Raw genomic sequence first — 26,212 nt, forward strand, 5'->3', positions numbered from 1 at the left:
AAATGGTAAATACATGCATACAAAAAAGCGTTCCTTTACGTCGAAAACAGACGGTAGGAGCGCTTTTTTTGTATGCATAGTAGTATAGGTCAGGCAATCATACTGTTCAGCTGTAAATACAGAAATGGACTGCCGGAATGAGTGGTTACATTTTGATCGTGCTGCTCAGACGCTTGATCACATCTTCTTCGGGGGTGATGAACAGGGTCGTCTGATGATCGTAAATGACAAAGCCCGGCTTGGAGCCGCTTGGCTTGTGCACATGGCGGATCTGGGTATAATCGACCGGCACGCTGCTCGATTCCTTGGCCTGACTAAAGTAGGCCGCGAGCTGGGCTGCTTCAGCGAGTGTGGCATCGCCAAACTCGCTGCTGCGGATAACGACGTGAGAGCCGGGAATATCCTTGGTATGCAGCCAGGTGTCATTATTGTTTGCCATTTTATTGGTAATGTATTCGTTTTGCAGGTTGTTTTTGCCGACATACATTTCGATGCCTTCACTGGACGTATAAATGTGAAGGGTAGGACGATTGTCTTTCTTTTTCTTTTTGTTCTTCTTGTTGCGGTTGCGCACATAGCCCTGCTCGGCCAGTTCCTCGCGGATCTCATCGATATCCTGCAGTGCCGCACTTTGCAGCTGCTGCAAAAGGGAATCCAGGTAAGCGATTTCCTCATGGGTGCGGGTCAGCTGCTCTTCGATAACGGCAAGACTGTTTTTGTATTTGTTATACTTTTTGAAATAACGCTGGGCATTGTCGGAAGGGGACAGCTGCGGATCGAGCTGAATCTTGATCGGACGCTGCTCTTCATCATAGAAATTGATCAGTTCGACTTCCTTGTCACCTTTGCTGATCTGGTGCAGGGAAGCGAACAGCAGCTCACCTTGAATCCGGTATTTCTCGGCATCATCGGCTTCCAGCTGATCTTTGCGCAGGTTATCGAGCTTTTTGATATTTTTGCTGCGCTCATTTTGCAGGAAACGAAGCAGATCGCTTGTTTTCTGCTTGACAGCGTCACGTTCCGCCTTATTTCCATAAAAGGCTTCAATACATTCGCTCATCGATGCGTAATGCTTTTCCTCATCCTTGATTAGCGTAAGCGGTACGGCCGAGAAAATAAGTTTGCCCTTGGCATTGAGCCCGCTCACCGGATGGAATTCTCCCTGACGCACTTGCTCCATCAGGGAATCAAAGTGTGTCCACAGAGCCCCCGCATCCACGGACTCGTAGGCATTGGATTGCTCGGACGAACCCGATTCCGACTGTGCACCGCTGTCAACCAGAGCAGGATTTGCTGAGTTCTCTGATTTGGCAGAATTCATACTGGCGCTGACCGTGCGATTCACAATTTCACTGGCAATCAGCGGACTGATACCTGTAAAGGCATCGAGAATGAAGCGTGCAGGAGTGTCCGTATGAGCTTCATAGCCTGTCATAAACTGCTCCCGGTCCGTTTCCAGCGGATTCAGCTTGTTCTGCTGCGGCGGTTCCTGATAGCTGAAGCCGGGCATGATCACCCGGTAGCTGCTGATGGCGGGAGTAACATGTTGAATACCATCGATAATCGTATTGGTGGATGGATCAAGCAGAATCAGATTGCTGTGTCGTCCCATCAATTCGACGATAATCCGTTTAACCGATACATCGCCCAGTTCATCGCGCTGGCGAATCTGGAAATGAATAATACGCTCCATGCCGACCTGTTCGATCGCTTCGATAATCCCGCTCTCACAATGCTTGCGCAGCAGCATGCAGAACATCGGAGCTTCCTGCGGATTCATAAAGGACTGCTCGGTAAACTGCACGCGTGGATAGGTCGGATTCGCACTGAGCAGCAATTTGCGATTCTCCCGCTGTGCCCTAATTTGAAAAACAATATCACTTTCGGTCGGCTGATAAATCTTATTAATACGCGACCCGACCAGAATCTGCAGATCCTGGACAATCGCGCGGGTTACAATACCATCAAGTGCCATGTCGTTTATTCTCCTTTAGCGTCTAAGCTTAATCAAACGCGATATCCAATAAAAAAGTAATTTTTATAACATAAAATATCCTGTCATTCGTACCGCAATACACCTATTCTATCATGCCACAAAGCATTCGCAATTTATAGTCGTATCATGTATGCTTACCCAGTAGGAAGTGATTGAACAGCATATACAGGGGAGAGAATGACGATGGAATTTACCAAAATGAACGGACTTGGCAATGATTTTATCGTGGTGTACGGTGAGCCTTCTCTGCCCGCCAATGCGGCGGAGCTGGCCATCCGGCATTGCAACCGGTACTTTGGAATCGGCGCGGACGGGCTTGTGTTTATTTTGCCTTCGGCCCGTGCGGATTATATGATGCGGATTATCAATGCAGACGGATCCGAAGCGGAGCAGTGCGGTAATGCGATCCGCTGTGTGGCCAAATATGTATTTGATCGCGGTCTGATATCCAGCACCGAGATTCAGATCGAGACGATTGGTGCAGGCGTACAGGCAGTCACGGTACAGGCGGAAAATGGCAAAGCGGTTACGGTATGTGTCGATATGGGTGAGCCTATATTGGAAGGTTCCCTGATCCCGGTAGCCCTGGAAGGCAATCCGATCATCAACCAGCCGATTGAGGTGGAGGGGAAGCAATTTCATTTTACCGCCGTATCAATGGGCAACCCGCACTGCGTCATCTATGTCGACGATGCGGTGAATGTTGACCTGCATAAATGGGGGCCGCTGCTGGAGACCCATCCGCTGTTCCCTCGCAAAGTGAATGTCGAGTTCACGACGGTACAGAGCCGGGACCGGATCGACATGAGGGTATGGGAGCGCGGAGCAGGGCCGACACTGGCCTGTGGTACCGGTGCCTGTGCCACGCTGGTGGCTTCGGTATTGAATGGATATTCCGATCGTAGTGCCCATGTGTCGCTCAAAGGCGGCGACCTGTATATACAGTGGGATGAACGCAGTAATCATGTCTATATGACGGGTCCGGCAATGACCGTATACACCGGACAGACGTTCGACTGAGGACCGGTTATACCTTTTAACTATATCAGCCATTTTCGCCTGGATTTGCTTACGTTTTGTGATACATTAAGCGTAAATTGATACAGCGAGGTGTAGCAGATGAAGCCGGATTTGCGAGCAAGATGGACAGAAGGTGTCATTGTAGGCGACGGAGCAATGGGAACGTATTTATATCAGCTGGGCTTCCCGGTAGGCATTTCCTATGAGGAACTGAACCTGCTGAGTCCGCATATTATTGAAGATGTGCATCGCCAGTATGTCCATGCAGGGGCAGAGATGCTGGAGACGAATACCTTTTCTGCCAATCATGAAAAGCTGGCCAAGTACGGGCTTGAACATAAAGTGGAAGAAATTAACCGTGCCGGTGTGCGGATTGCCCGCAAGGCTGCTGGTGAGCAAGCCTATGTGGTCGGCTCGGTCGGAGCGATCCGGGAAGGCAAGCGTTCGAACACGCCGCTGCCGGAGCTGCGCAAATATTTCAGACAGCAGCTGAATGCGATTCTGGAAGAAGGCGTGGACGGCATTTTGCTGGAGACCTTTTTTGAATTGGAAGAAGTGGCTGTTGCGCTCAAGCAGGTGCGCAAGCTGACCGATATTCCGGTCATCTGCCAGTTGACGGTCGAAGATGCGGTGCGTACGCTGGACGGGTACAGCCTGCCGGATGCTTTTGCCATATTAACCGAGGCAGGGGCGGACATGGTCGGACTGAACTGCCGGGTAGGCCCCAACGGAACGATGCGGGCGCTGGAATACGTGCGCGGCAAAGTATCACTGCCGCTGTCCGTATATCCGGATGCCGGGGTGGCAAGCTATGTGGATGGCGAATACCGCTACAAGGCAAAGCCGTCCTATTTTGGTCAAAGTTCGATCCGGCTCGCCGAGCTGGGTGCGAGAGTGATCGGCGGCTGCTGCGGAACGACGCCAAAGCATATTGCCGCGATTGCGCGTGCACTGGCGGATTATGTGCCAGCTCCGCTTGATTTCTCGAAGGTACAGGTTCCCACGCCGCAGGTAAGCATTACGATGGAGAAGGACATTCTCGGCGGCTGGGGTTCCGACCGCGAAGATACGCCGCCCACGCTGGTCGAACTCGTCAACGAAAGACCGACAGTGATCGTGGAACTCGATCCGCCGCGTGATCTGGATATCACAGGATTTATGGCCGGCGCGGAAGCGCTCAAAAAAGCCGGCGCTGATGCGGTCACGATGGCCGACAATTCACTGGCGGTGACGCGGATGAGCAATATGGCACTCGCTCATCTGGTGCAGCGGGAGACGGGATTGCGCCCACTCGTACATGTGACCTGCCGGGACCGCAACATGATCGGCAACCAGTCGCATATGATGGGACTGAATGCGCTGGGGGTGGATCATGTGCTGGCGGTAACGGGTGATCCGTCCAAATTCGGCGATCTGCCGGGTGCCAGCTCGGTATATGATATGACTTCATTCGATATGATCAAGATGATCAAGCAGCTGAATGAAGGGATTGCTTTCTCCGGTAAAGTGCTCAAGCACCGTGCGCGCTTTGTGGTCGGGGCTGCCTTTAACCCGAATGTAAAGCATCTGGATAAAGCCGTTCAGCGGCTGGAAAAGAAAATCGCTGCGGGAGCCGATTATATTATGACCCAGCCGGTCTATGACGAGCAGCTGATTCGTGATATGCGTGAAGCGACCAGACATCTGAGTGTCCCTGTATTTATCGGCATTATGCCGCTGGCAAGCGGGCGCAATGCCGAATATTTGCATAATGAGGTGCCGGGCATTCAGCTGCCGGATCATATCCGCGGCCGTATGGCCGGACTGGAAGGCGCGGATGGAAGACAGACCGGGGTGGCGATTGCCAAGGAACTGCTGGATGTGGCGCTGGAGTATTTTAACGGGATTTATATTATGACTCCATTTATGCTGTATGATATGAGCGCACAGCTCACCGAATATGTATGGGCAAAAGCAAAGCAGCGTCCAAACCCCTTGTTTCATGGTAAATAATCAATTACAATAGGATAACGGATGTGATGCCGATGTCATTCAGTATGACCGGATACGGTCAGTCCGCCGTGCAATATGGCGGCTACAAAATCCAGATTGAAGTCAAATCCGTCAATCACCGCTACTGTGAAGTGATGCTCCGATTGCCCCGTGAATGGGCCGGTCTCGAGAATACGCTGCGCAGGCTGGTACAGAGCCGGCTCAAGCGGGGACGGATCGACGTGTTTGTGAATAAAGAGCAGGATGGCGGCGAGCGGGCAGCACTGAAGCTTGATCAGGCAGCAGCCCGGTCCTATATTCAGGCGGCCCGCGAGCTGCAGCAGCTCGGGGAGCTGGAAGGCCAGTTGGATATTAATCAGCTGCTCTCGCTGCCCGGGGTCATGACCGTTCAGGAGAATGGGAACGATGATGATCCGGAGCAGTGGAGAGAGCTGCTGGAGCAAGGTCTAGGCGAAGCGCTGACAGGCCTGCTTGAGATGCGTGCCAGAGAAGGACGTCATCTGACGGAAGATCTGCGCGGACGGCTCGACCATCTGGATCAGATCTATATCGAGATGCGCCGACTGGCTCCTACGGTAGTGGAAGAACATCGACTCCGGCTGCGGCAGCGCCTGTCAGAGCTTCAGGACGGAAGCTTTCACTGGGATGAATCCCGAGTAGGGATGGAAATCGCCATCTTTGCGGATCGTTCCAATATTGACGAGGAATTGACGCGTCTGGCGAGTCATTTTGAACAGTTCAGGAATCTGCTGCATGCCGATGACCCGATCGGACGCAAAATGGATTTCCTGCTTCAGGAAATGAACCGGGAAGTGAACACGATTGGTTCCAAAGCTAATCATCTGGCTCTAGTTAACCATGTCGTCGAGATGAAAGCGGAGCTGGAAAAAATCCGTGAACAAGCCGCCAATTTGGAATAAAGACCAACAAGCGACCTTATTTCGGCGCGATTGAGTCAAATGTATAGGGGGAAAAACCTGAAGATGGCAATCAAACTTATCAATATTGGCTTTGGGAATATTGTATCCGCGAATCGGATTATTTCAATCGTAAGCCCGGAATCCGCGCCAATCAAACGTATTATCCAGGAAGCGCGTGACCGCCATATGCTGATTGATGCAACCTACGGAAGACGTACCCGTGCGGTCATCATCACAGACAGCGATCATGTTATCCTGTCGGCTGTACAGCCGGAAACTGTAGCACATCGTCTGTCTCTCAAGGACGACGATAACGACGAATAAACAAAAACAGGTTGTCGGCCTCCTTGCTCCTGCAACGATCGTCGGCAGCCCTACATTGGAGTGTACCATGGCTAAGGGATTATTATTTGTATTATCCGGTCCGTCCGGTGTGGGTAAAGGAACCGTAAGCGCAGAACTGCGCATCCGCAAGCCCGAATTGATCTATTCCGTATCAGCGACGACTCGCCAGCCGCGAACCGGCGAAGTCGAAGGTGTAAACTATTTCTTCAAAACGCATGAAGAGTTCAAAAAAATGATTGATAACGATATGCTGCTGGAATATGCGGAATATGTGGGTAATCATTATGGAACGCCTCGTGATTTTGTGGATAGAACACTTGAGGCAGGGAATGATATTTTTCTGGAGATTGAAGTGCAGGGCGCACTCAAGGTAATGGAGAAGTTCCCGGAAGGCGTATTTATTTTCCTGACTCCTCCATCTTTTGAAGAGCTGCAGAATCGTCTGCAAAATCGGGGTACCGAGACGGTAGACACGATTAACAACCGTATGACAGTTGCTGCGGATGAGCTTGAAATGATGAAGCATTATGATTATTCCGTTGTAAATGACGAGATTGATCTGGCATGTCAGCGCATTGAGAGCATTATTATCGCCGAGCACTGCAAGATCCGCAAATAAGAGGCTGGAAGCCTGAGCTTCCAGCACGATGAAGAGGTGCATACCCATGTTATATCCTTCCATTGATGAAATGATGAACAAAGTAGACAGCAAGTACTCGCTCGTTGTAGCAGCTTCCCGCCGTGCCAGACAACTGCGCGATGGCAGCAAAAGCGAACTGCATGATGCACGTTCCCACAAATATGTAGGTGTTGCATTGGAAGAAATCTACAATGACAATATCAAGATCGAACGCAGAACCGAGGCCGAGCTGGAGCAAAGCGACCGCGAAAACAACTAAAACTCACTGCAGAGGCGTCAGTCACATGACGCTGATAGCAGTGCATTTATACACCTGCCGGGCAATCTGCCGACAGACAAGGATAACAACCGCGAGGTTGTTATTTTTTGTGCCCAAAATGTCAGAATCGTAAGTCTCAGCGGCTTAGAAGAGTGTACTGCCTGTCCGCCGAGATAGCGTTACAGGTTAGCTTTTATTGGCAGAGGGCAGCGCGCTGACCAGATCGTCAATTACTGCATATATAACCGGAAGAAGCTCTTTCTTCCGGTTACTTTTTTTGCGGAAAAGAGGTATAATTAAGGGATTGAACATGATCTTGTCAGAGGGCTGAATGTTCACTCTTTTTTGCGAAAATGGCTCTACAGACAGGCCCGAATTTATCATCATACGATATATTCTAACTATATATGAAGGACATTTTCACTCTCCATTACTCTACAGGAAAGCAGGGAAAATAGATGCTAAAAGGTAAAAAGATCGTACTCGGTATTACCGGCGGTATTGCGGCCTACAAAGCAGCTGCACTGTGCAGTGGTCTGGTAAAGCAGGGAGCAGACGTGCATGTCATCATGACGGAATCGGCATCCAAATTCATTACAGAGCTGACGCTGCAGACGCTTTCCCGTAATCCTGTTCATATCGATACATTTGACGAGCGCAATCCGGAAGTGGTCACCCATATTCATCTGGCCGATCTGGCCGATCTTGTGCTAATTGCTCCGGCGACGGCCAATACCATTTCCAAAATGACACTGGGTCTGGCAGACGATATGCTTTCTTCCATGCTGCTGGCGACGACGGCTCCTATTATGGTCGCTCCGGCGATGAATGTGCATATGTATCAGCATCCGGCGATTATGCAGAATATGAATACGCTGGTCAGCCGCGGCGTACTCATGATTGAGCCGGGTGAAGGTATGCTGGCCTGCGGCTATGTAGGCAAGGGCCGTCTGGAAGAACCGGAGACGATTATTCGGGTAGTTCATGATTTCTTCGCTGCCCAGCAGCAGCGTGAGGAGATGCGTCATCTGCTGGCTGGACGAAAAGTAACGGTGACGGCAGGAGGTACGATTGAACGAATCGATCCGGTTCGTTATATCACGAATGATTCTTCCGGCAAAATGGGCATTGCCGTTGCCCGTGCTGCCCATGCCATGGGAGCGGAAGTACGGCTGATTGCCGGTTCGGTACAGGTCCCATTGCCAGAAGGAATCGATACTGTGCGGGTGCAATCGGCCAAGGACATGTATGAGGCAGTGCTCGGAGAATGGAATCACACGGATATTATGGTTCAGACTGCCGCCGTCGCTGATTATCGTCCCAAAACGGTTCATGCAACCAAAATGAAAAAAAACGATGAGAACCTGGTACTCGAACTGGAAAAAACGACCGATATTCTGGAAAGTCTCGGTCAGCGCAAAAATAATCAGTTCCTGATTGGCTTTGCCGCCGAAACGAATAATGTTGCAGAATATGCGATGGGTAAAGTTATCCGCAAAAACTGCGATCTGCTGGTAGCGAACGATGTGACTGTCGCTGGTGCGGGCTTTGGTACCGATACCAATAAAGTGCAGATTTACGACGCTCAAGGATTAGTCGAGGATCTGCCGCTTATGAGCAAGGATGATGTGGCTTTCCGGCTGTTATCGATTGCTGCAGGCCGACTGAACGGGGTGTCTGCTTCATGAGCAGAATTGCCCAGGTGATTGTCGATGTGCCCAGCCGCGGGACAGATCGGCCGTTTGATTACCTTATTCCCGAATCGATGAAAGGCTGGCTCGAGATCGGCAGCCGGGTCGGAGTTCCTTTTGGTCCGCGTACACTGCAGGGGTTCGTTGTCGGATTGAGCATGGAGTCGGATACCCCGCCGGTCAAGCTCAAGCCGATCAAGGAACTGCTCGATCTGACGCCGCCATTGTCCGAAGACCTGGTGGAATTGTCGGAATGGATGAGCGGCCGGTACGCCTGCCACCGAATTACGGCTTTGCAGGCGATGCTGCCTGCCGCACTGAAAGGGAAGGCAGAGCGCTATATCCGGGTGACCGACCGTTCGGAATGGGCGGAACGGGGAGCCGATCTGCAGCATCAGGATCCGGAAGAATTGGTGCTGTTCGAGACGGTGGATGAGCTGACCGATAGCGAAGCCCAGATCGTTGCCTATATTCAAAAGCAGCAGGAAGTGCGTATGGAGCAGCTGACCCGCAAGTTTGCCAGTCAGGCGGATGTGATCAAGCAGCTGCTGCAGCGCGGTGTGTTATCCGAGAGCCGCAGTATCCGCGACAAAGTACAGAAGAAAACGGTTCGCACGGTTGCCTTGCATTTGCCGGAGGATGAGATTCGCACCATTATTGAAGAATTCCCGGCCAAAGCGCGGCGTCAGAAGGAAGTGCTGACTTTTATCGCGGATACCGGTGGAGAGATTCCGCTCAAAGACATTATGACCGTACTCGGCGTCACGGCCGGTACCGTCAAGTCGCTTGCGGACAAAGGATACATTGTGATCCGGGATATGGAAGTGTTCCGGGACCCTTACAAAGACCGCAGCTTTGCGCCGAGTCAGCCGTTTGTGCTGACGGATGAACAGCAGATGGTCTATAACGCGATTGTTGAGCGTCTGAATACACGGACCGAAGGCGAATTTCTGGTTCACGGGATTACAGGCAGCGGTAAGACAGAGGTATATTTGCAATCGATTCAGCGGGTTATGGAGCAGGATCGGCAGGCGATTATGCTCGTACCGGAGATTTCCCTGACCCCGCAGATGGTTGAGCGCTTCAAGAGCCGGTTTGGCGATCATGTGGCAGTAATGCACAGCCGCCTTTCCAGCGGAGAGCGTTATGACGAATGGCGCAAAATCCGCGAAGGTCAGGCGCTGGTGGCGATCGGTGCACGTTCGGCGATTTTTGCTCCTTTTGCCAATCTGGGACTGATTATTATGGATGAAGAACATGAGACTTCCTACAAGCAGGAAGAGAGTCCCAAATACCATGCCCGCGATGTGGCGGTACACCGTGCCCATCAGCATGGAGCAGTCGTTATTCTTGGTTCGGCTACCCCTTCCCTGGAGAGCTATCATGCAGCCCGTTCCCAGAGCGGCAATGAATTCAATCCGGCACTATTGGAAATTCATGGGCGTGCGCTTGGAAGTGAACTGCCCGAGGTGCATATCGTCGATATGCGTGAAGAGCTCAAGGAAGGCAACCGCTCCATGTTCAGCCGTCCACTGCATCAGGCGATTGAAGACCGACTGGAGAAAAAGCAGCAGATCGTACTGCTGCTGAACCGACGCGGACACTCCACCTTCGTAATGTGCCGTACATGCGGATATGTGGCGGAATGTCCGAACTGCGACATCTCGCTCACATTCCACCAGCGCTCGAATAATCTGCGCTGCCACTACTGCGGTCATGCCCAGCCGGCGCCGGAGACCTGTCCGGAATGCAATAGTGAGCATATCCGCTACTTTGGTACAGGCACACAGCGGGTCGAGGAAGAACTGGCCAAGCTGTTTCCCGGCATCCGCGTCGTACGGATGGATGTGGATACAACGACACAAAAAGGTTCCCACGAGAAGCTGCTGAACCGTTTCCGGGACAAGCAGGCCGATCTGCTGCTTGGTACGCAGATGGTTGCCAAAGGGCTGGATTTCCCTGATGTAACGCTTGTCGGCGTCATCGCTGCCGATTCGGCGCTGCATCTGCCCGATTTCCGTGCCGCCGAGAAAACGTTCCAGCTGCTGACCCAGGTTGCCGGACGGGCGGGACGTCATCATTTGCCGGGTGAAGTAATTGTGCAGACGTATAACCCGGATCATTACTCGGTGGTACATGCGAGCCGGCATGATTATACTTCTTTTGTACGTGAAGAGCTCAAGCATCGCCAGGTACTCAGCTATCCGCCATACTGCCGGCTGGCACTGATCACCTTTTCCCATGAAAAGCTGCCGCTGCTCGTGCGGATAGCCGAGAATTATGTGCAAATGGTCAAGGATCAGGCGCACAAGCTGGGTTGGCTGGGCAGTCTGGAACGCTTCTCTGCTGAAGCGCTGGACGTGCTGGGACCGGTCGCTTCCCCGATTCCAAGGCTAAAAAATAGATACAGATTCCAATGTATGATAAAATGGCGTGGAGATATGGACGTTTCCCGGCTGGCAGAACAGATCTCTGAGCAGCTTCAGGACAGCGTACGTGATAAGGATCTGCAGATTAGCATTGACGTGGACCCGCAGGTATTGATGTAATCATCCGGGTAATTATTACCGGCATCCTGTGGTGTAACCGATGTAACCTGCACAGGATAGGTAGAAGTGAAGGGCAGCAGCTGTTGAAGTGCTGCCCTGTGCTCTGCGTACGAGCATGAACGATCGTCAGGTAGAGCAGTAACGGATCGTAACAGTTGCTGCAGAGGCAGCAAAACAACAAGATGATGGAAAACAGATAAAGGATGGGATGCCCGATGGCAATTCGTATTATTGTAAAAGAACCGGATGAAGTGTTGCACAAAAAAGCAAAAGAAGTTACCAAAATTACTCCCAACGTACAAAAGCTGCTGACCGATATGGCCGACACGATGTATGATGCGGACGGTGTAGGCCTAGCCGCACCACAGGTCGGCATACTCAAACGCGCGATCGTAGTCGATGTAGGGGATGAGCACGGGCTGATTGAACTCATCAACCCGGAGATTGTAGCGAGCAGCGGAGAGCAGTTCGGTTCGGAAGGCTGTCTCAGTATTCCGGCGCTGAACGGAGAAGTGCGCCGGGCGATGGAAGTAACCGTCAAAGGTCTGGATCGTAATGGCCAGGAAATTACTGTTACAGGACGCGAGCTGCTTGCACGTGCCCTTCAGCATGAGATTGATCACCTGAATGGTGTATTGTTCACAGATATTGCCGAGCGTGTCTATGACCGCAGACTGGACGAGGAAGGAGAATAAGCGTTGACTGTTAAAATTGCATTTATGGGAACACCCGAATTTGCCGTAGCCAGCCTGAACGTACTGCTGGAAGAAGGCATGAACGTAGTCTGTGTAGTGACGCAGCCGGACCGTCCGCAAGGACGCAAAAAAATATTAACGCCTACACCGGTCAAAGCTGCTGCGCTGGAGCATGGTCTGCCTGTACTGCAGCCGCAGCGCATGCGCAGTCCCGAAGCGGTGGCCGAGCTGGCTGCCTATGAACCGGATCTGATCGTAACTGCAGCCTATGGACAGATTCTGCCCAAATCTGTGCTTGATCTGCCGCGTCTCGGTTGTGTGAATATCCATGGCTCACTGCTGCCCAAATACCGCGGCGGAGCGCCGATTCAGCGTTCAATCATTAACGGAGAGACAGTGACCGGCATTACGCTGATGTATATGGCCGAAGGTCTGGATACGGGCGATATGATCTCCCGCCTGGAAGTGCCGATTACCGATGAAGATACTTCAGGTACATTATTTGCCAAAATGAGCGAAGCAGGCGCTGTACTGCTGCGTCAGGAGCTGCCGCGTCTATTGGAAGGTCCCCTGGAAGCGGAGCCGCAGGATGACGAACAGGCGACCTACGCGCCTAACCTGACACGCGATGACGAGAAAATCGACTGGGCGAAGGACAGCCGCGCCATCTATAACCAGATTCGCGGACTGGTGCCTTTTGCCGGCGGATTCACGCTCTGGAATGATGAAGTATTCAAAGTATGGAAAACCGTTCGTCCGGATGCGTCAGCTTCACTGCCTGCAGGAGCAGCCGATGCAGTTCCGGGAACGGTGGTGGACATGGGGCCGGAAGGCATTATCGTCCGTACGGGAGATGGTGTGATCATACTGACTGAAGTGCAGCCTGCCGGTAAAAAGGCGCTGCGTGCAGCGGACTTTGTGCGTGGTACGTCTCTCACCAAAGGCACGGTGTTCCAGTGAGCGATCAGAAGAACAACACCAGCCATGGACAGGGTAACTCTGCCGGTCAATCAGCCGGGGCAAAGCGCAGTACCCATTCTCGCCGCAATAGCGGCAGCTCCACTCGCAAACTGTCGGCCCGTGACGTGGCACTCAATGTACTGACCGATGTGGAAGTGGAAGGCTCTTATAGCAACCTCAAGCTTAATCAGGCGCTTGTCCAGGCCAATCTGGAGCGTTCCGATGCCGGACTGGCTACCGAGCTTGTCTATGGTACGGTAGCTCGCCTGAATACAATTGACTATTTTTTGGATCAGCTGGTCACCAAGGGTGTGCAGAAGCTGCAGCCATGGGTGCGCAGCTTGCTGCGCATGAGCTTTTACCAGCTCTACTATCTGGATCGTATCCCTGCACATGCAGCAGTGAACGAGGCGGTTAATATCGCCAAGCAGCGTGGGCATCAGGGCGTATCCGGCATGGTAAATGGCGTTCTGCGTAGTGTGATCCGGCAGCTGGATGAAATGGCGATCCCTGAAGGGCTTCCGGCAGCGCAGCGCATTTCCCTGCAGTATTCCCATCCCCAGTGGATGGTAAAACGCTGGATCAAGCAGTATGGGGAAGAGACAGCAGAGCAGATCTGCATGTCTAACAATGAGCCGCCTGCTGTCAGCGTACGGGTCAATACATTCCGCATTTCCCGGGAAGAAATGATGCGTACATTGAATGAAGCCGGTTATTATGCACAGCCCTCTGCAGTAGCGCCTGATGGCATACTGGTAGGAGGCAGCGGCAATATGGCACTGACAGACTGGTATCGCGACGGACTGATCTCGATTCAGGATGAGAGCTCCATGCTGGTCGCCGAGGCGGTACAGCCACAGCCGGGCATGAACGTGCTGGACTGCTGCGCGGCTCCCGGAGGCAAGACGGCGCATATGGCAGAGAAAATGAAAGATCAAGGATGTATTGTCGCCAATGATATCCATGATCACAAGCGCAAGCTGATCGATGATCAGGCAGAGCGTCTGCATCTGAATGTGATCGAGACGGCGATCGGGGACGCACTGACACTGGTGGATCGTTACCCGGCCGCTTCCTTTGATCGTATTTTGCTGGATGCTCCTTGTTCGGGACTTGGCGTAATTCGCCGTAAGCCGGATCTCAAATGGAACAAATCTCCACAGGATATTCAGGATATCTCGGAACTGCAGCAGCAGCTGATCCAGCAGGTATCCACACTGCTGAAGCCGGGGGGGATTCTGGTCTACAGCACCTGTACGATTGAGTACAGCGAAAATGAATATGTGGTGCGTCGCTTCCTGGAGCACAATCCTGCTTTTGAACCGGCAGATACACCGCTGAATCCGCTCAAGGAAGCAGCACAGCAGCGCGGCTCCTCCGGCAAGAAAAGCAATGAATCCAGTATCGGGCTGCAAATTTTGCCGCAGGATTACCATTCGGACGGATTTTATATTGCGGCTTTGCGCAGAATGAGTTAGTATATGGTCTTAGCACAATCGATCGATGAATAATAATGGCCTACAGCAGGTACGTCAGACGATGCTCTCGCTTTAAAACAGCAGAAGCTGGCGGGTACCTCTTTAGGCTTTCTTTTTTTTGTGCTAAAATAGTAAAGATGCAAACCCGATGTAAACCGTATTGTAAATGAACAAAATGATTTACAAAATAAGATATGAAGAATAGGTGTGATAAATCCAATGAAACCCTTTATATATGATTATTCACTGGAAGATCTCCAGGCATGGGTGCAAGAAAATAATGAGCCTGCTTTCCGTGCAGGGCAAATTTTTGACTGGCTGTATGTGAAGCGTGTATCTTCTTTCGAGGAAATGACCAACCTTTCCAAAGGACTGCGCGCCAAGCTGAACGACCAGTTTTCTTTTGTGACACTGAGCGAGATTACCAAGCTGCAATCCAAGGATGGTACCGTAAAATTCCTGTTCGGTCTGCATGATGATCATGCGATTGAGACGGTTATTATGCGTCACAACTATGGTAACAGCATCTGCGTAACGACACAGGTCGGCTGCCGGATCGGCTGCACATTCTGTGCATCTACCCTTGGCGGACTGAAGCGTAACCTGACAGCCGGCGAGATCGTAGCCCAGGTTGTTCAGGCTCAAAAGATACTGGATGAGACCAATGAGCGTGTCAGCAGTATCGTTATCATGGGTTCCGGCGAACCGTTCGAGAACTATGAAGCGACCATGAAGTTCCTGCGCATCATGATTCATGAAAAAGGCCTGAATATCGGTCAGCGTCATATTACGGTATCCACAAGTGGTATCGTACCGAATATCTATAAATTTGCAGATGAAGAAACCCAGATCAACCTTGCGATCTCCATTCACGCGCCAAATGACAAGCTGCGTTCCAAGCTGATGCCGGTTAACCGCCGCTTCCCGTTTGATGATGTGATGAAATCCCTGCATTACTATATGGAGAAAACCGGTCGCCGGATTACGTTTGAATACGCGTTGATTGGTGGCGTCAACGACCGTCCGGAGCATGCCGAAGAACTGGCGAATGTTCTCAAAGATATGATGTGCCACGTCAACCTGATCCCTGTCAACTATGTGCCTGAACGTAACTACGTGCGTACACCGCGCAAAGATATTTTTGAATTCCAGCGTATACTGGCGGACAAAGGCGTTAACGTAACCATCCGCCGCGAGCAGGGTCACGATATCGCTGCGGCTTGCGGACAGCTGCGTGCGAAGCATATGGAGTCGACAGTGAGGTGAGCAGAGTTGATTAGAGCAGCGCAACTGAGTGATAAGGGACGCGTTCGGCAGGTTAATGAAGATTCGGTGTGGATCGGCAGTATACAGGAAGAATATACACTTGGTATTGTAGCAGACGGAATGGGAGGACACCGGGCGGGCGATACTGCCAGCCAGCTGGCCGTACAGACGATAGTTAGTGATCTGCAGGGACTGGAAGCCGGATTGTCGGCTGAAGCTTTTCGTGCAGCGCTTCATGACGCTATTTTGCATGCCAACGATATTGTTTTTCATATGGCAAAGACGAACAGCGATTACTATAACATGGGTACTACGGTAGTAGCTGTGCTGCTGCGCGGCAATCAGGGCGTGATCGGGCATATCGGAGACAGTCGTGCCTATCTGGTCGGTGAGGATGAACTGCGTCTGCTGACACAGGATCACAGCCTCGTCAACGAGCTGCTCAAGACGGGTCAGATCAGCCAGGAAGAGGCTGCGGCCCATCCGAGGCGCAATGTGCTGACCCGAGCACTCGGTACGGATTCCGAAGTCAGCGTAGAGTTGGATGATATTCAGCTCTCCTCCGGAGAAGTTCTGCTGCTCTGCAGTGACGGTCTGACCAATATGGTCACCGGTGATCAGATCGAGACGGTTGCATTGGCGGGCATTCCGCTGGAAGATCGTGCGAAGCATCTGGTCGCACTCGCCCTGGAAGCTGGTGGCGAAGACAATATCACGGTTGCCTTGTTCGAAATCAATGACTCTGCACCCGGGTCGGATATAAAGGGGTGGACATCATGATAGGACGTATTCTCGGCGGCCGCTATGAAGTACTGGAAGAGATCGGCGGCGGTGGTATGGCACTCGTCTACCGGGCCAAGGATGTGCTGCTGAATCGTCATGTGGCGATCAAGGTACTGCGCCAGCAGTTTGTGTATGATGAAGAGTTCATCCGTAGATTCCGCCGTGAAGCACAATCGGCGGCATCGCTGTCTCACCCTAACGTCGTCAGCATCTATGACGTCGGACAAGAAGACGATGTCCATTACATTGTTATGGAGTATGTCAATGGACACAACCTGAACGAAATTATCAAAGAGCGTGCTCCGCTGCCGGTGGAAGAAGCCGTACGGGTTGCTACGCAAATCTGCGATGCGCTGGAACACGCGCATCATAATCAGATTATTCACCGTGATATCAAGCCTCATAATATATTGATTGGCCGTAATGGGCGGGTCAAGGTAACAGACTTTGGAATTGCCCGGGCGGTTACTTCAACTACCATTACCCAGACCGGCTCTGTGGTCGGTTCTGTACATTATTTTTCTCCCGAGCATGCCAAAGGTGTAACAACAGGGGAAAAATCCGATCTCTATTCGCTGGGGATTGTTCTTTACCAGATGCTAACCGGCAGACTTCCGTTTCAGGGAGAAAGCCCAATCAGTGTAGCGCTTAAACATCTTCAGGATGAATTTGAAGATCCGAGACGTATTAATCCACTGATTCCGCAGAGCGTAGAGAATATCATACTGAAAGCCATGCGTAAAAATCCTGCAGAACGCTATCATTCTGCGCACGATATGCTGACGGATCTGGATACCTGTCTGCTGCCAGAACGCAGTACGGAATCCAGGGTCTACTTTGCAAGTAATGACGATGACGAGCAGACCAAGGTCGTATCGGCGATTCGCCCCAATTCCATCCCGGTCGGTCTGCCGGATGATGAGGTGCGAAGCATGGAGAGAGACAGAGGCAAAAGCAAAAATACGGCGGCTTCCAAGCAGCAGAATCGAAAAAAAACGATCATTATTGTCTCTTCGGTACTGGCTGTTCTGTTAATCATGTTCCTCATTGTATTTTATGTAAATAAGACGCTGAATGAGGACGAAATTACCGTGCCAAGCGTCACCAACATGACCGAGCAGCAGGCTCGGGTGGAACTGGCGAAATATGGCCTGGACGTTGCGGAAGAAGTTCACCGTGAGTATCAGGAAGGGATTGCTCCTGGTACCGTGTATGAACAGGACCCGCAGCCAAATGCAATGGTTCAAAAAGACACTAAGGTCAAACTCAGTGTCGCCATGGCCAAAGAACTTAAAAAAATGCCTGACTTTACTGATTCCTCCTATGATGATGCCCGCAAGGAATTGATTGAGATGGGCTTCAAGGATGACCAGATTGTAAGACAGGATGAGAATAATGAAAGCGTGGAAGCGGGCGTAGTATTCGATCAGAAGCCGGGTGCTAATGAAGATGTCGATCCGGAATCCCAGCCGGTCACGCTGATCGTCAGCAAAGGAGTATCGACTACTTCAGTACCATCTGTAGCAGGGATCAGTCAATCGGATGCACAGTCCAAAATCTCTTCAGCAGGTCTGAAGACAGGCAGTGTTCAGCAGGAAGCAAGCTACACGGTCGACAAAGGCAAAGTAACCCGTCAGAATCCACAGCCAGGCGGTTCGGTAACCAAGGGAAGTGCGGTTGATATCTGGGTAAGTACCGGTTACCCACCAGAGGCCTTGAATTATACGTATACGGTATCTGTACCACCGGTTACTGCCGGCAAGACAAGCAAAATCAATATTGTCTATACGGATGCACGCGGAGCTGATCGTGATTGGGGAACGAAGACAATTGACTCCCGCAAATCGCTTCAGGTCAATATGGTGCTTGACCCGAACCAAAATGGTGTCGTGAAGGTCTACCGTAATGGACAGTTTCTGGATACGTTTGCGATTGGTTACAATGAAGCCAAGCAGGGTACACTCCCAGAAGGTGTAGTGGAACCGGAGAATACCGGAGAAGTTACGCCTCCACCATCGACTACGCCTCCACCAGCCGAGGAGATAACTCCTCCAGAAGACCAGCCAACCGATGATCCGGCTGCCAGTGAAGGTAAAGGTAAAGGTAACGGAAATGGTAATGGAAATGGTAATGGAAACGGCCAAGGTAATGGAAATGCCAATGGTCAGGGAAATGGAAACGGGCAGGGCAATGGAAATACGGATGAGACGGGCAGTGACACGAGTACCCTATAAACAGATGTCATTATTCAAAATGCAAGATCAATGAGAGGACGGATTACATGCCAGAAGGCTTAATCGTCAAAGCGCTTAGCGGATATTATTATGTGAAACCTCAGCAGAATGATGATGAAGTTCCTACAGGCCAGCCGGCTACCATTCAGTGCCGCGGCCGCGGAATCTTCAAAAAAAGAGGAGAGTCTCCTCTGGTAGGCGATCAGGTTATCTATTCATTGACTGAAAATGGAGAAGGCATGGTAGACGAAATACTGCCACGGAGGACGGAACTGATCCGTCCTCCTGTAGCTAATATTCGTCAGGCCGTTCTGCTGTTTTCGGTCAAGGAACCTGATCTGAGTCTTATCCTGCTGGATAAATTTCTGGTACATATCGAGCATGCGAGGCTGGAACCGTTAATCTGCTTTACCAAAATGGATCTTCTGCGTGCAGAAGATAAAGAAGATACCGGAATGCGCGAAGCGGTAGAACGGGCCAAAAAGCTGTATGAAGATATTGGTTACCAGGTAATCCTGACCAGTGCCGAGCTGGATATGGGTACGGACCAGATCCGTCAGGAACTGAACAACAAGATCAGCATGTTTGCCGGACAGTCGGGTGTAGGCAAGTCTTCCTTGCTGAACAAGATCATTCCAGGCAGTGATCTCAATACAAGCGAGATCAGTATGCGTCTTGGACGGGGTAAGCATACAACCCGTCATGTAGAGCTGATCGAACTGGAAGGCGGCGGTTTTGTCGCCGATACGCCGGGTTTCAGCCAGTTAAACTTTACACAGCTGGGGGTTGAGGATCTCGGCTCATGTTTCCGTGAATTCAACCGCTATTCGGGCGGCTGCAAATTCCGTGGTTGTACCCATCTGCACGAGCCGGATTGCAAGGTTCTGGATGCACTGGATAACGGTGAGATCGCCAGCACCCGGTACAAGCACTATGAGCAATTTTATCAGGAAATGAAAGATGAGAAGCGGAGGTATTAATTATGCATAAAATAAAAATAGCCCCTTCCATTTTGTCAGCTGATTTTGGTAAACTGCTGGCAGAAGTCGCTGAAGTCGAGCGCGGCGGAGCGGATTGGGTGCATATCGATGTAATGGATGGTCATTTTGTACCGAATATTACTTTTGGTGCGCCTGTCATGCAGTCCATTTCAGCCCATACCGGTCTGTTCAAGGACGTGCATCTGATGATCGAGAATCCGGATCGTTATGTGGAAGATTTCGTTAAAGCGGGCGCACAGATGATTACAGTTCATGCCGAAGCTTGTACGCATCTGCATCGCGTTATTCATCTGATCAAGGAACACGGCATCAAGGCTGGCGTGGCGATCAACCCGGCTACTCCGGCAGCGGCGATTCGTGAAGTGCTGGAAGATGTCGATCTGGTGCTCGTCATGACCGTGAATCCGGGCTTTGGCGGACAGGCATTTATCCCTCGTACCGTAAATAAAATCCGTGAAATTCGCAAATGGGCCAATGAAATGGGCCATACGGCTCTGCATATCGAAGTGGATGGAGGCATTACCGCTTCCACAGCCAAACAGGTTGTCGAAGCAGGTGCGGATGTACTCGTAGCAGGCAGCGCCGTATTCAACACACCGGATCGTGCCAAAGCGATTCAGAGCATTCGTGACAGCCTGCACTAAGCAGAATCACATAATGAGAATTTGTTGTACAGAGCATTCTAGAAACAGACGGGATTGGAAGCCAACCAACTTCAATCCAATGTTATTGACTGGCTAAAAAAAGCGCTGATACCTCATCGTATCGGCGCTTTTGCTATATGTTCCGCACTTATAATTCCAGGATTATAAGATCAGAGAATACAAAAAAGACAGCAAAAAAGCATCTCTATGTAAGTAGAGATGCTTTCTTCATCGACATATCATTATACGCGGGTAACTTTACCGGATTTCAAAGCACGAGTACTTACGTATACGCGTTTTGGTTTACCGTCTACGAGGATGCGAACTTTTTGAACGTTCACGCCCCAAGTACGGCGGTTACGGTTGTTAGCGTGGGATACGTTGTTACCGCTGCCAGCTGTTTTACCAGTTACATAACATTTACGAGCCATAGTTACACCTCCTATTTCCGAAAAAGTGCATGAAAACAACACTCATAACATATTATCACAATCGAGAAAGCAACGTCAACACTTCTAAATACTTTATTTATTTCTGTACAGGGTTATAGTACAATATAAGGTAGTTCAATATGTATTTTTTTTGCATGATCAGCAGGCTGCAATCTGCTGGCTGAAAGGGTGGCAATACGGCTCTCCAGAGGTCCGCATGCAGCGGTACAGACCGCATCACATAAGGCTTTGCCCATTATTGGTACTTGGTACAAGTACGTGGTTCTAAATTATTTGGAACGGGTGAAGAACAAGCAGCGTATAAGTAACCCATGTACGCTCTTTTACACTACCAATTAGATGACTACTGAAAATGAAAACTCAACAATGCGTTCTGTTCAAATATCAACCCGGACAGAGCTGGTATGGATACATGAGGAAGGGGAATTTTCTTTGAGTAAGCGTTCTTTAAATGGAACTGATTTTACCGCTATGGTACTGGCGGGAGCGAAGCGTCTGCATCAGCATGCAGAGCACGTCAATTCCCTGAATGTATTTCCTGTGCCGGATGGCGATACAGGAACCAATATGAATCTGACAATGACTGCCGGAGTTACCGAATTGAAGCGCAATAGTTCTCCGTTGATCGGTCAGACCGCTACGGTGCTGTCCAAGGGACTGCTAATGGGCGCACGGGGGAATTCGGGTGTTATTTTATCCCAGCTGTTTCGTGGGTTCAGCCGGGCGGCAGCCTCACGTGAGGAGCTGAATGCGGCACAATTCGCAGCAGCTTTGCAAAACGGGGTGGAGACAGCGTATAAAGCTGTCGTCAAACCTGTCGAAGGTACCATTCTGACCGTAGCCAAGGAAGCGGCCAAGCATGGATCCTATTATGCACGACGTACGACCGATATTACGGAACTGATGGGCGAGATACTTCGCCGTGCCCAGGAGACGCTGGCACAGACGCAGGAAATGCTGCCAATATTGAAGCAGGTCGGTGTCGTCGATTCCGGTGGTCAGGGACTGGTATACATTTATGAAGGTTTCTATGAATATCTGCTGCATGGAACAGCAATTTCTGCCGGTGCACAGACACAGACAGTGAGCCGATCTGCGATGCAGCCGGGCATTACTGGTACATCCAGTCAGGCATCCGCTGCTGCAGTAGCCCAGGTGCCTGCATTTGATACACCGATATCGGCTCAGGCACGTCTGGAGACCGAAGATATCGAGTTCCTGTATGATATGGAGTTTTTCATCAATCGGCAGCTGGGACAGAACCGGAATGCTCGTTTTGAAGAAGAGAAGTTCCGTCAGGCACTCGCTGTCAATGGAGATTCCATTATCGTGATTGCCGATGATGAAGTAATCAAGGTCCATGTGCATTCCAAGGCACCGGGCGAAGTGCTCAATCTGGCACTGCAGTATGGGGAGATTACCCAGATCCATATTCTGAATATGCGTGAACAGCATCGCGATCTGCTGTCGGCTGGACTCGATATTGCCCCGCCGCCGGAGCTGTTTGCCGAGATTCCACAGGCGCCGCTGGATCCCCAGACGGCTGCGGTTCCTCCAGCTGAAGAAGTGGCTGCTTACGGACTGATCGCCGTCTCTTCGGGCGACGGTATCTCAGAGATTTTCCGCAGTCTGGGCGTCGATACAATTCTGGCCGGCGGACAGACGATGAATCCAAGCACGGAAGATTTCGTCAAAGCGGTCGAGAGCATGTCTGCACGTCATATCTTTATTTTACCGAATAACTCGAATATCGTACTGGCTGCACAGCAGGCACGTGATCTACTGGAAGGAAGCCGCCAGATTACCGTTATTCCGAGTAAAAGTATTCCTCAGGGAATCGCTTCCGCTTTTGCTTTCCAGGAAGATGAGGGTGTGGACATGAACGAAAGCAATATGACCGAAGCGCTGAGCCATGTGAAGTCCGGTCAGGTTACGATCGCGGTACGTGATACCACGATGGAAGATATCGATATCAAAGAAGGACATTATATTGGAATTCACAATTCCAAAATTGTAGCAACTGCTCCGGCGCTGCTGAGCACCTGTCAGGAACTGCTGTCTTCCATGATCGAAGATGGTCAGGAAGTCATCACCGTGCTGGTTGGCAGTGAGGCGGATGATGCGGATACGAGAGCTCTCGCCGCATGGATCAGCGAGACTTATCCGGATGCGGAAGTGGAGATTCATGAAGGCGGACAGCCAGTGTATCACTATCTGTTCTCCGTGGAATCCTGAGTGGAAGAAATATCATAGATCGAACACAGTGAAATGTCCGTTGCAGCTGTATTGGGCATTTTATAGCAGTTGTGTTATTTTGGAGAGAAGGAGGGATAGGGATGGCCCATACCATTATTGTGACAGAGAGCACAGCAGACATTCCTGCAGAGTTGATATCCAAGTATGATATACGCATTATCCCGCTGAGGTTATTTTTTGGAGAACATACCTATGCGGATGGAGTGGATATCACCTCTGCTGAATTTTACAGCAAACTATCCTCTTCATCGCAGCTGCCTACCACGTCCCAGCCTTCCCCGGCGGATTATACAACCATGTACGAGAAGCTTACAGCAGAGCATCCAGGCAGTGAGATCGTATCGATTCATCTGTCCTCCGGTCTCAGCGGTACGTATCAGTCCGCGACAATCGGACGCTCCATGCTGGATGAGCACGGCCATATCACCGTAATCGATTCCAAATCCGCTTCCTACGGGTATGGACTGGCGGTAGTGCATGCAGCCAGGCTGGCACAGCAGGGCCGCAGTGCCGCCGAGATCGAAGCGGGAGTAGCACATATACTCAGCCGCCGTGAACTGTATTTTATGGTCGATGATCTGGAATATCTGCGTAAGGGAGGACGGATTGGCAGAGCTTCGGCCGTACTGGGCACGCTGCTCAATGTCAAACCGATTCTCTCGATTGATGACAGCGGAGTAATCTATCCGGTCGAAAAAGTGCGCGGCCAGAAAAAGGCCATGTCACGCATCGTCGAGATGATGCGGCAAAATCTGAATGTACGTAAAATCAATCTGGCTCTTGGACATACGGCGAACCGGGAATCGTGTGAACCCTTGCTGCAGATGATCAGAGAGCATTATGAGATTGGCGAACTGGTCTTCTCAGAAGTGGGGCCTGTTATCGGTACCCATGCGGGACCCGGAACGATTGCCATGTTTGCATGGCCGGATGAGGAATAGATGAGGGATGATGATGAATATCAATCTGGATCAGATTGGCGTTCGGCAGGTCAATGGCGTGAGTGCTTCCAAGGAACAGGAGCTTCACGCCTTTGGCATCTCTACTGTACTTGATCTGCTGGAATATTTTCCGTTCCGGTATGAAGATTATCGCCTGCGTGCGCTTCAGGAGGTCAAGGATGGCGACAAAATTACAGTCGAAGGCAAGATTGTCGGTCTGCCGGTATTACAGCGCTATGGCAAAAAATCACGTTTGACCTGTAAAGTAATGGTGGATGACTGGATGGTGACCGCCACCTGGTTTAACCGCCATTTCCTCAAAGACCAGCTGACCTCGGGCAGAACCATTATTCTGACCGGTAAATGGGATCAGCGCCGGTCGACTATGACCATTACCGATTCGGAATTTCCGGATAAAGGAACCCAGCGCAGCGGCAGTCTGCAGCCGGTCTATTCGATCGGCGGCAAGATTACCCAGACATGGATTCGCAAAATGATCGGTCAGGCGCTGGATCAATATGGAGAAATGATTCCGGAAGTACTGCCGCAGGAACTGATCCGGCAGTATAAGCTGATGCCGCGCAAACAGGCGATTCGCCAGCTGCATCAGCCTGCAGATGCGGGTGAGGGTAAGCAGGCACGGCGGCGGATGGTATATGAAGAACTGTTTCTGTTCCAGCTGAAGCTGCAGGCTTACCGGAGCATGAACCGCAAGCGTACGACAGGCATTGTGCACACGACCGACAATGCGACGATCCGCGAATTTGTGCGCAGCCTGCCGTTCGAGCTGACCGATGCGCAGAAGCAGGTCGAACTCGAAATACTGAAAGATATGCGTTCCCCTTACAGCATGAATCGTCTGCTGCAGGGAGACGTGGGCTCCGGTAAAACGGTTATCGCAGCGATAGCATTGTTTGCTACCGTTCGCTCAGGTCATCAGGGAGCGTTGATGGTACCTACCGAGATTCTGGCGGAGCAGCATGTGCGTTCACTCAAGCGCATGTTTGAGCCGTTTGGCATTACCGTGGAGATGCTGACGAGCAGTGTCAGCGGACGCAAGCGCAAGGATCTGATCGCTTCCCTGCAAATGGGGATGACCGATATTATCGTCGGTACCCATGCGCTGATTCAGGAAGATGTCTTTTTCCGCAGTCTTGGTCTTGTGGTCACGGATGAGCAGCATCGCTTTGGGGTAAATCAGCGCAGTGTGCTGCGGCGCAAAGGATTCGACCCGGATGTGCTGACGATGACCGCTACGCCGATTCCGCGTACCCTGGCGATTACAGCGTTTGGCGATATGGATGTATCGACCATTTCCGAACGTCCCAAAGGTCGCAAGCCGATCGCCACGTACTGGGTGAAGCATAATATGATGGACCGGGTCACGGGTTTTATTTCCAAGGAGATCGATCAGGGGCGTCAGGCGTATCTGATCTGTCCCCTGATCGAAGAATCGGACAAGCTGGATGTGCAAAATGCGATAGATCTGTTCGTACAGATGGATCAGGCTTTTCCGGGTTATCGGGTGGGGCTGCTGCATGGCCGGATGAGCGCAGCCGAAAAGGAAGAGACGATGCGTGCCTTTTACAGTAATGAAATGCAGCTGCTCGTCTCCACGACCGTTGTCGAGGTCGGTGTCGATGTACCGAACGCTACGCTGATGATCATTATGGATGCGGACCGGTTCGGGCTGTCCCAGCTGCATCAGCTGCGTGGGCGTGTTGGCCGGGGTAAGCACGAGTCGTTCTGTATCCTGATCGCCGATCCCAAATCCGAGATCGGGCAGGAGCGGATGCGGGCGATGACCGAGACGGATGACGGCTTTGAAGTATCCCGCCGTGACCTGGAATTGCGCGGTCCGGGGGAATTTTTTGGAACCAAGCAGAGCGGTCTGCCGGAGTTCAAGATCGCCGATATGGTCAGCGACTTCGAAGTGCTGGAGGTTGCCCGTAATGATGCGGCCCGTCTGGTCAGCAATGATTTCTTCTGGACGTCACCGGAATATGAAGCACTGCGCGAATTCTTGAACAGACAGCAGGTATTTCAGGGTGAACTGATTGACTGATTGCGCTAAGCGTATAAATGAATAG

Annotated in this window: 21 protein-coding genes; 19 read left to right on the forward strand and 2 right to left on the reverse strand. The window is 51.3% G+C overall.

Annotated features, from left to right (window positions below; all coding sequences use genetic code 11):
* Positions 1 to 145: 145 nt before the first annotated feature.
* Positions 146 to 1,975: an Rqc2 family fibronectin-binding protein gene (locus tag M1D61_RS07540; RefSeq protein ID WP_458121807.1), complete on the reverse strand. Its 1,830-nt coding sequence runs from the start codon at positions 1,973 to 1,975 to the stop codon at positions 146 to 148.
* Between the two features lie 204 nt (positions 1,976 to 2,179).
* On the opposite strand from M1D61_RS07540, the gene dapF reads away from it, so the two are divergent.
* The 16 genes from dapF to rpe all read left to right on the forward strand — a co-directional run bounded on the left by dapF (position 2,180) and on the right by rpe (position 20,473).
* A complete protein-coding gene (gene dapF / locus M1D61_RS07545; protein WP_458121808.1) occupies positions 2,180 to 3,016 on the forward strand; it encodes a diaminopimelate epimerase in 837 nt (278 codons plus the stop codon).
* Between the two features lie 99 nt (positions 3,017 to 3,115).
* Positions 3,116 to 5,008 (forward strand): bifunctional homocysteine S-methyltransferase/methylenetetrahydrofolate reductase, encoded by a 1,893-nt coding sequence (locus M1D61_RS07550; RefSeq protein WP_458121809.1) that lies wholly within the window; start codon positions 3,116 to 3,118, stop codon positions 5,006 to 5,008.
* 32 nt (positions 5,009 to 5,040) lie between these two features.
* Positions 5,041 to 5,928 (forward strand): YicC/YloC family endoribonuclease, encoded by an 888-nt coding sequence (locus tag M1D61_RS07555; RefSeq protein ID WP_458122437.1) that lies wholly within the window; start codon positions 5,041 to 5,043, stop codon positions 5,926 to 5,928.
* Between the two features lie 63 nt (positions 5,929 to 5,991).
* Positions 5,992 to 6,252, forward strand: coding sequence for an extracellular matrix/biofilm regulator RemA (gene remA / locus M1D61_RS07560; protein ID WP_017814687.1), 261 nt, complete (start codon positions 5,992 to 5,994; stop codon positions 6,250 to 6,252).
* Positions 6,253 to 6,319: 67 nt separating this feature from the next.
* Positions 6,320 to 6,892, forward strand: a complete 573-nt coding sequence (gene gmk, locus M1D61_RS07565) for a guanylate kinase (RefSeq protein ID WP_458121810.1) — start codon at positions 6,320 to 6,322, stop codon at positions 6,890 to 6,892.
* A gap of 46 nt (positions 6,893 to 6,938) precedes the next feature.
* Entirely contained in the window at positions 6,939 to 7,172 is a 234-nt protein-coding gene (rpoZ, locus tag M1D61_RS07570; RefSeq protein ID WP_046214854.1) for a DNA-directed RNA polymerase subunit omega, read from the forward strand.
* A gap of 458 nt (positions 7,173 to 7,630) precedes the next feature.
* Entirely contained in the window at positions 7,631 to 8,860 is a 1,230-nt protein-coding gene (gene coaBC / locus M1D61_RS07575; protein ID WP_458121811.1) for a bifunctional phosphopantothenoylcysteine decarboxylase/phosphopantothenate--cysteine ligase CoaBC, read from the forward strand.
* The gene (gene priA / locus M1D61_RS07580) at positions 8,857 to 11,412 is read left to right on the forward strand and encodes a primosomal protein N' (protein WP_458121812.1); all 2,556 of its coding nucleotides are present in this window, start codon (positions 8,857 to 8,859) and stop codon (positions 11,410 to 11,412) included. Before coaBC ends, priA begins: the two co-directional genes overlap by 4 nt.
* Positions 11,413 to 11,627: 215 nt before the next feature.
* On the forward strand, positions 11,628 to 12,107 hold the full coding sequence (gene def / locus M1D61_RS07585; protein WP_458121813.1) for a peptide deformylase: 480 nt from the start codon (positions 11,628 to 11,630) through the stop codon (positions 12,105 to 12,107).
* 24 nt (positions 12,108 to 12,131) lie between these two features.
* Positions 12,132 to 13,067 carry a methionyl-tRNA formyltransferase gene (gene fmt / locus M1D61_RS07590; protein WP_458122438.1) on the forward strand — a complete coding sequence of 312 codons (936 nt, stop codon included), beginning with the start codon at positions 12,132 to 12,134 and terminating at the stop codon, positions 13,065 to 13,067.
* Positions 13,064 to 14,545: a 16S rRNA (cytosine(967)-C(5))-methyltransferase RsmB gene (gene rsmB, locus M1D61_RS07595; RefSeq protein ID WP_458121814.1), complete on the forward strand. Its 1,482-nt coding sequence runs from the start codon at positions 13,064 to 13,066 to the stop codon at positions 14,543 to 14,545. The genes fmt and rsmB overlap by 4 nt, the downstream gene beginning before the upstream one ends.
* Before the next feature lie 219 nt (positions 14,546 to 14,764).
* Positions 14,765 to 15,811 (forward strand): 23S rRNA (adenine(2503)-C(2))-methyltransferase RlmN, encoded by a 1,047-nt coding sequence (gene rlmN / locus M1D61_RS07600; RefSeq protein WP_458121815.1) that lies wholly within the window; start codon positions 14,765 to 14,767, stop codon positions 15,809 to 15,811.
* Positions 15,812 to 15,817: 6 nt separating this feature from the next.
* Positions 15,818 to 16,591, forward strand: coding sequence for a Stp1/IreP family PP2C-type Ser/Thr phosphatase (locus M1D61_RS07605; RefSeq protein ID WP_458121816.1), 774 nt, complete (start codon positions 15,818 to 15,820; stop codon positions 16,589 to 16,591).
* Entirely contained in the window at positions 16,588 to 18,828 is a 2,241-nt protein-coding gene (gene pknB / locus M1D61_RS07610; protein WP_458121817.1) for a Stk1 family PASTA domain-containing Ser/Thr kinase, read from the forward strand. The genes M1D61_RS07605 and pknB overlap by 4 nt, the downstream gene beginning before the upstream one ends.
* Positions 18,829 to 18,875: 47 nt before the next feature.
* The gene (gene rsgA / locus M1D61_RS07615) at positions 18,876 to 19,808 is read left to right on the forward strand and encodes a ribosome small subunit-dependent GTPase A (RefSeq protein WP_458121818.1); all 933 of its coding nucleotides are present in this window, start codon (positions 18,876 to 18,878) and stop codon (positions 19,806 to 19,808) included.
* A gap of 2 nt (positions 19,809 to 19,810) precedes the next feature.
* The gene (gene rpe / locus M1D61_RS07620; protein WP_458121819.1) at positions 19,811 to 20,473 is read left to right on the forward strand and encodes a ribulose-phosphate 3-epimerase; all 663 of its coding nucleotides are present in this window, start codon (positions 19,811 to 19,813) and stop codon (positions 20,471 to 20,473) included.
* A gap of 242 nt (positions 20,474 to 20,715) precedes the next feature.
* Here the strand turns inward: rpe and rpmB are convergent, their stop codons facing one another.
* Complete coding sequence (gene rpmB / locus M1D61_RS07625) at positions 20,716 to 20,904, reverse strand: 50S ribosomal protein L28 (protein WP_017814700.1); 189 nt, start codon at positions 20,902 to 20,904, stop codon at positions 20,716 to 20,718.
* 453 nt (positions 20,905 to 21,357) lie between these two features.
* Here rpmB and M1D61_RS07630 point away from each other — a divergent pair, with 453 nt between their 5' ends.
* The 3 genes from M1D61_RS07630 to recG all read left to right on the forward strand — a co-directional run bounded on the left by M1D61_RS07630 (position 21,358) and on the right by recG (position 26,187).
* Positions 21,358 to 23,160, forward strand: a complete 1,803-nt coding sequence (locus M1D61_RS07630; protein WP_458121820.1) for a DAK2 domain-containing protein — start codon at positions 21,358 to 21,360, stop codon at positions 23,158 to 23,160.
* A 101-nt stretch (positions 23,161 to 23,261) separates the two neighbouring features.
* Positions 23,262 to 24,122 carry a DegV family protein gene (locus tag M1D61_RS07635; protein WP_458121821.1) on the forward strand — a complete coding sequence of 287 codons (861 nt, stop codon included), beginning with the start codon at positions 23,262 to 23,264 and terminating at the stop codon, positions 24,120 to 24,122.
* Positions 24,123 to 24,135: 13 nt separating this feature from the next.
* Entirely contained in the window at positions 24,136 to 26,187 is a 2,052-nt protein-coding gene (recG, locus tag M1D61_RS07640; RefSeq protein ID WP_458122439.1) for an ATP-dependent DNA helicase RecG, read from the forward strand.
* Positions 26,188 to 26,212 lie beyond the last annotated feature (25 nt).

It is taken from the genome of Paenibacillus sp. Z6-24, from assembly GCF_054161335.1.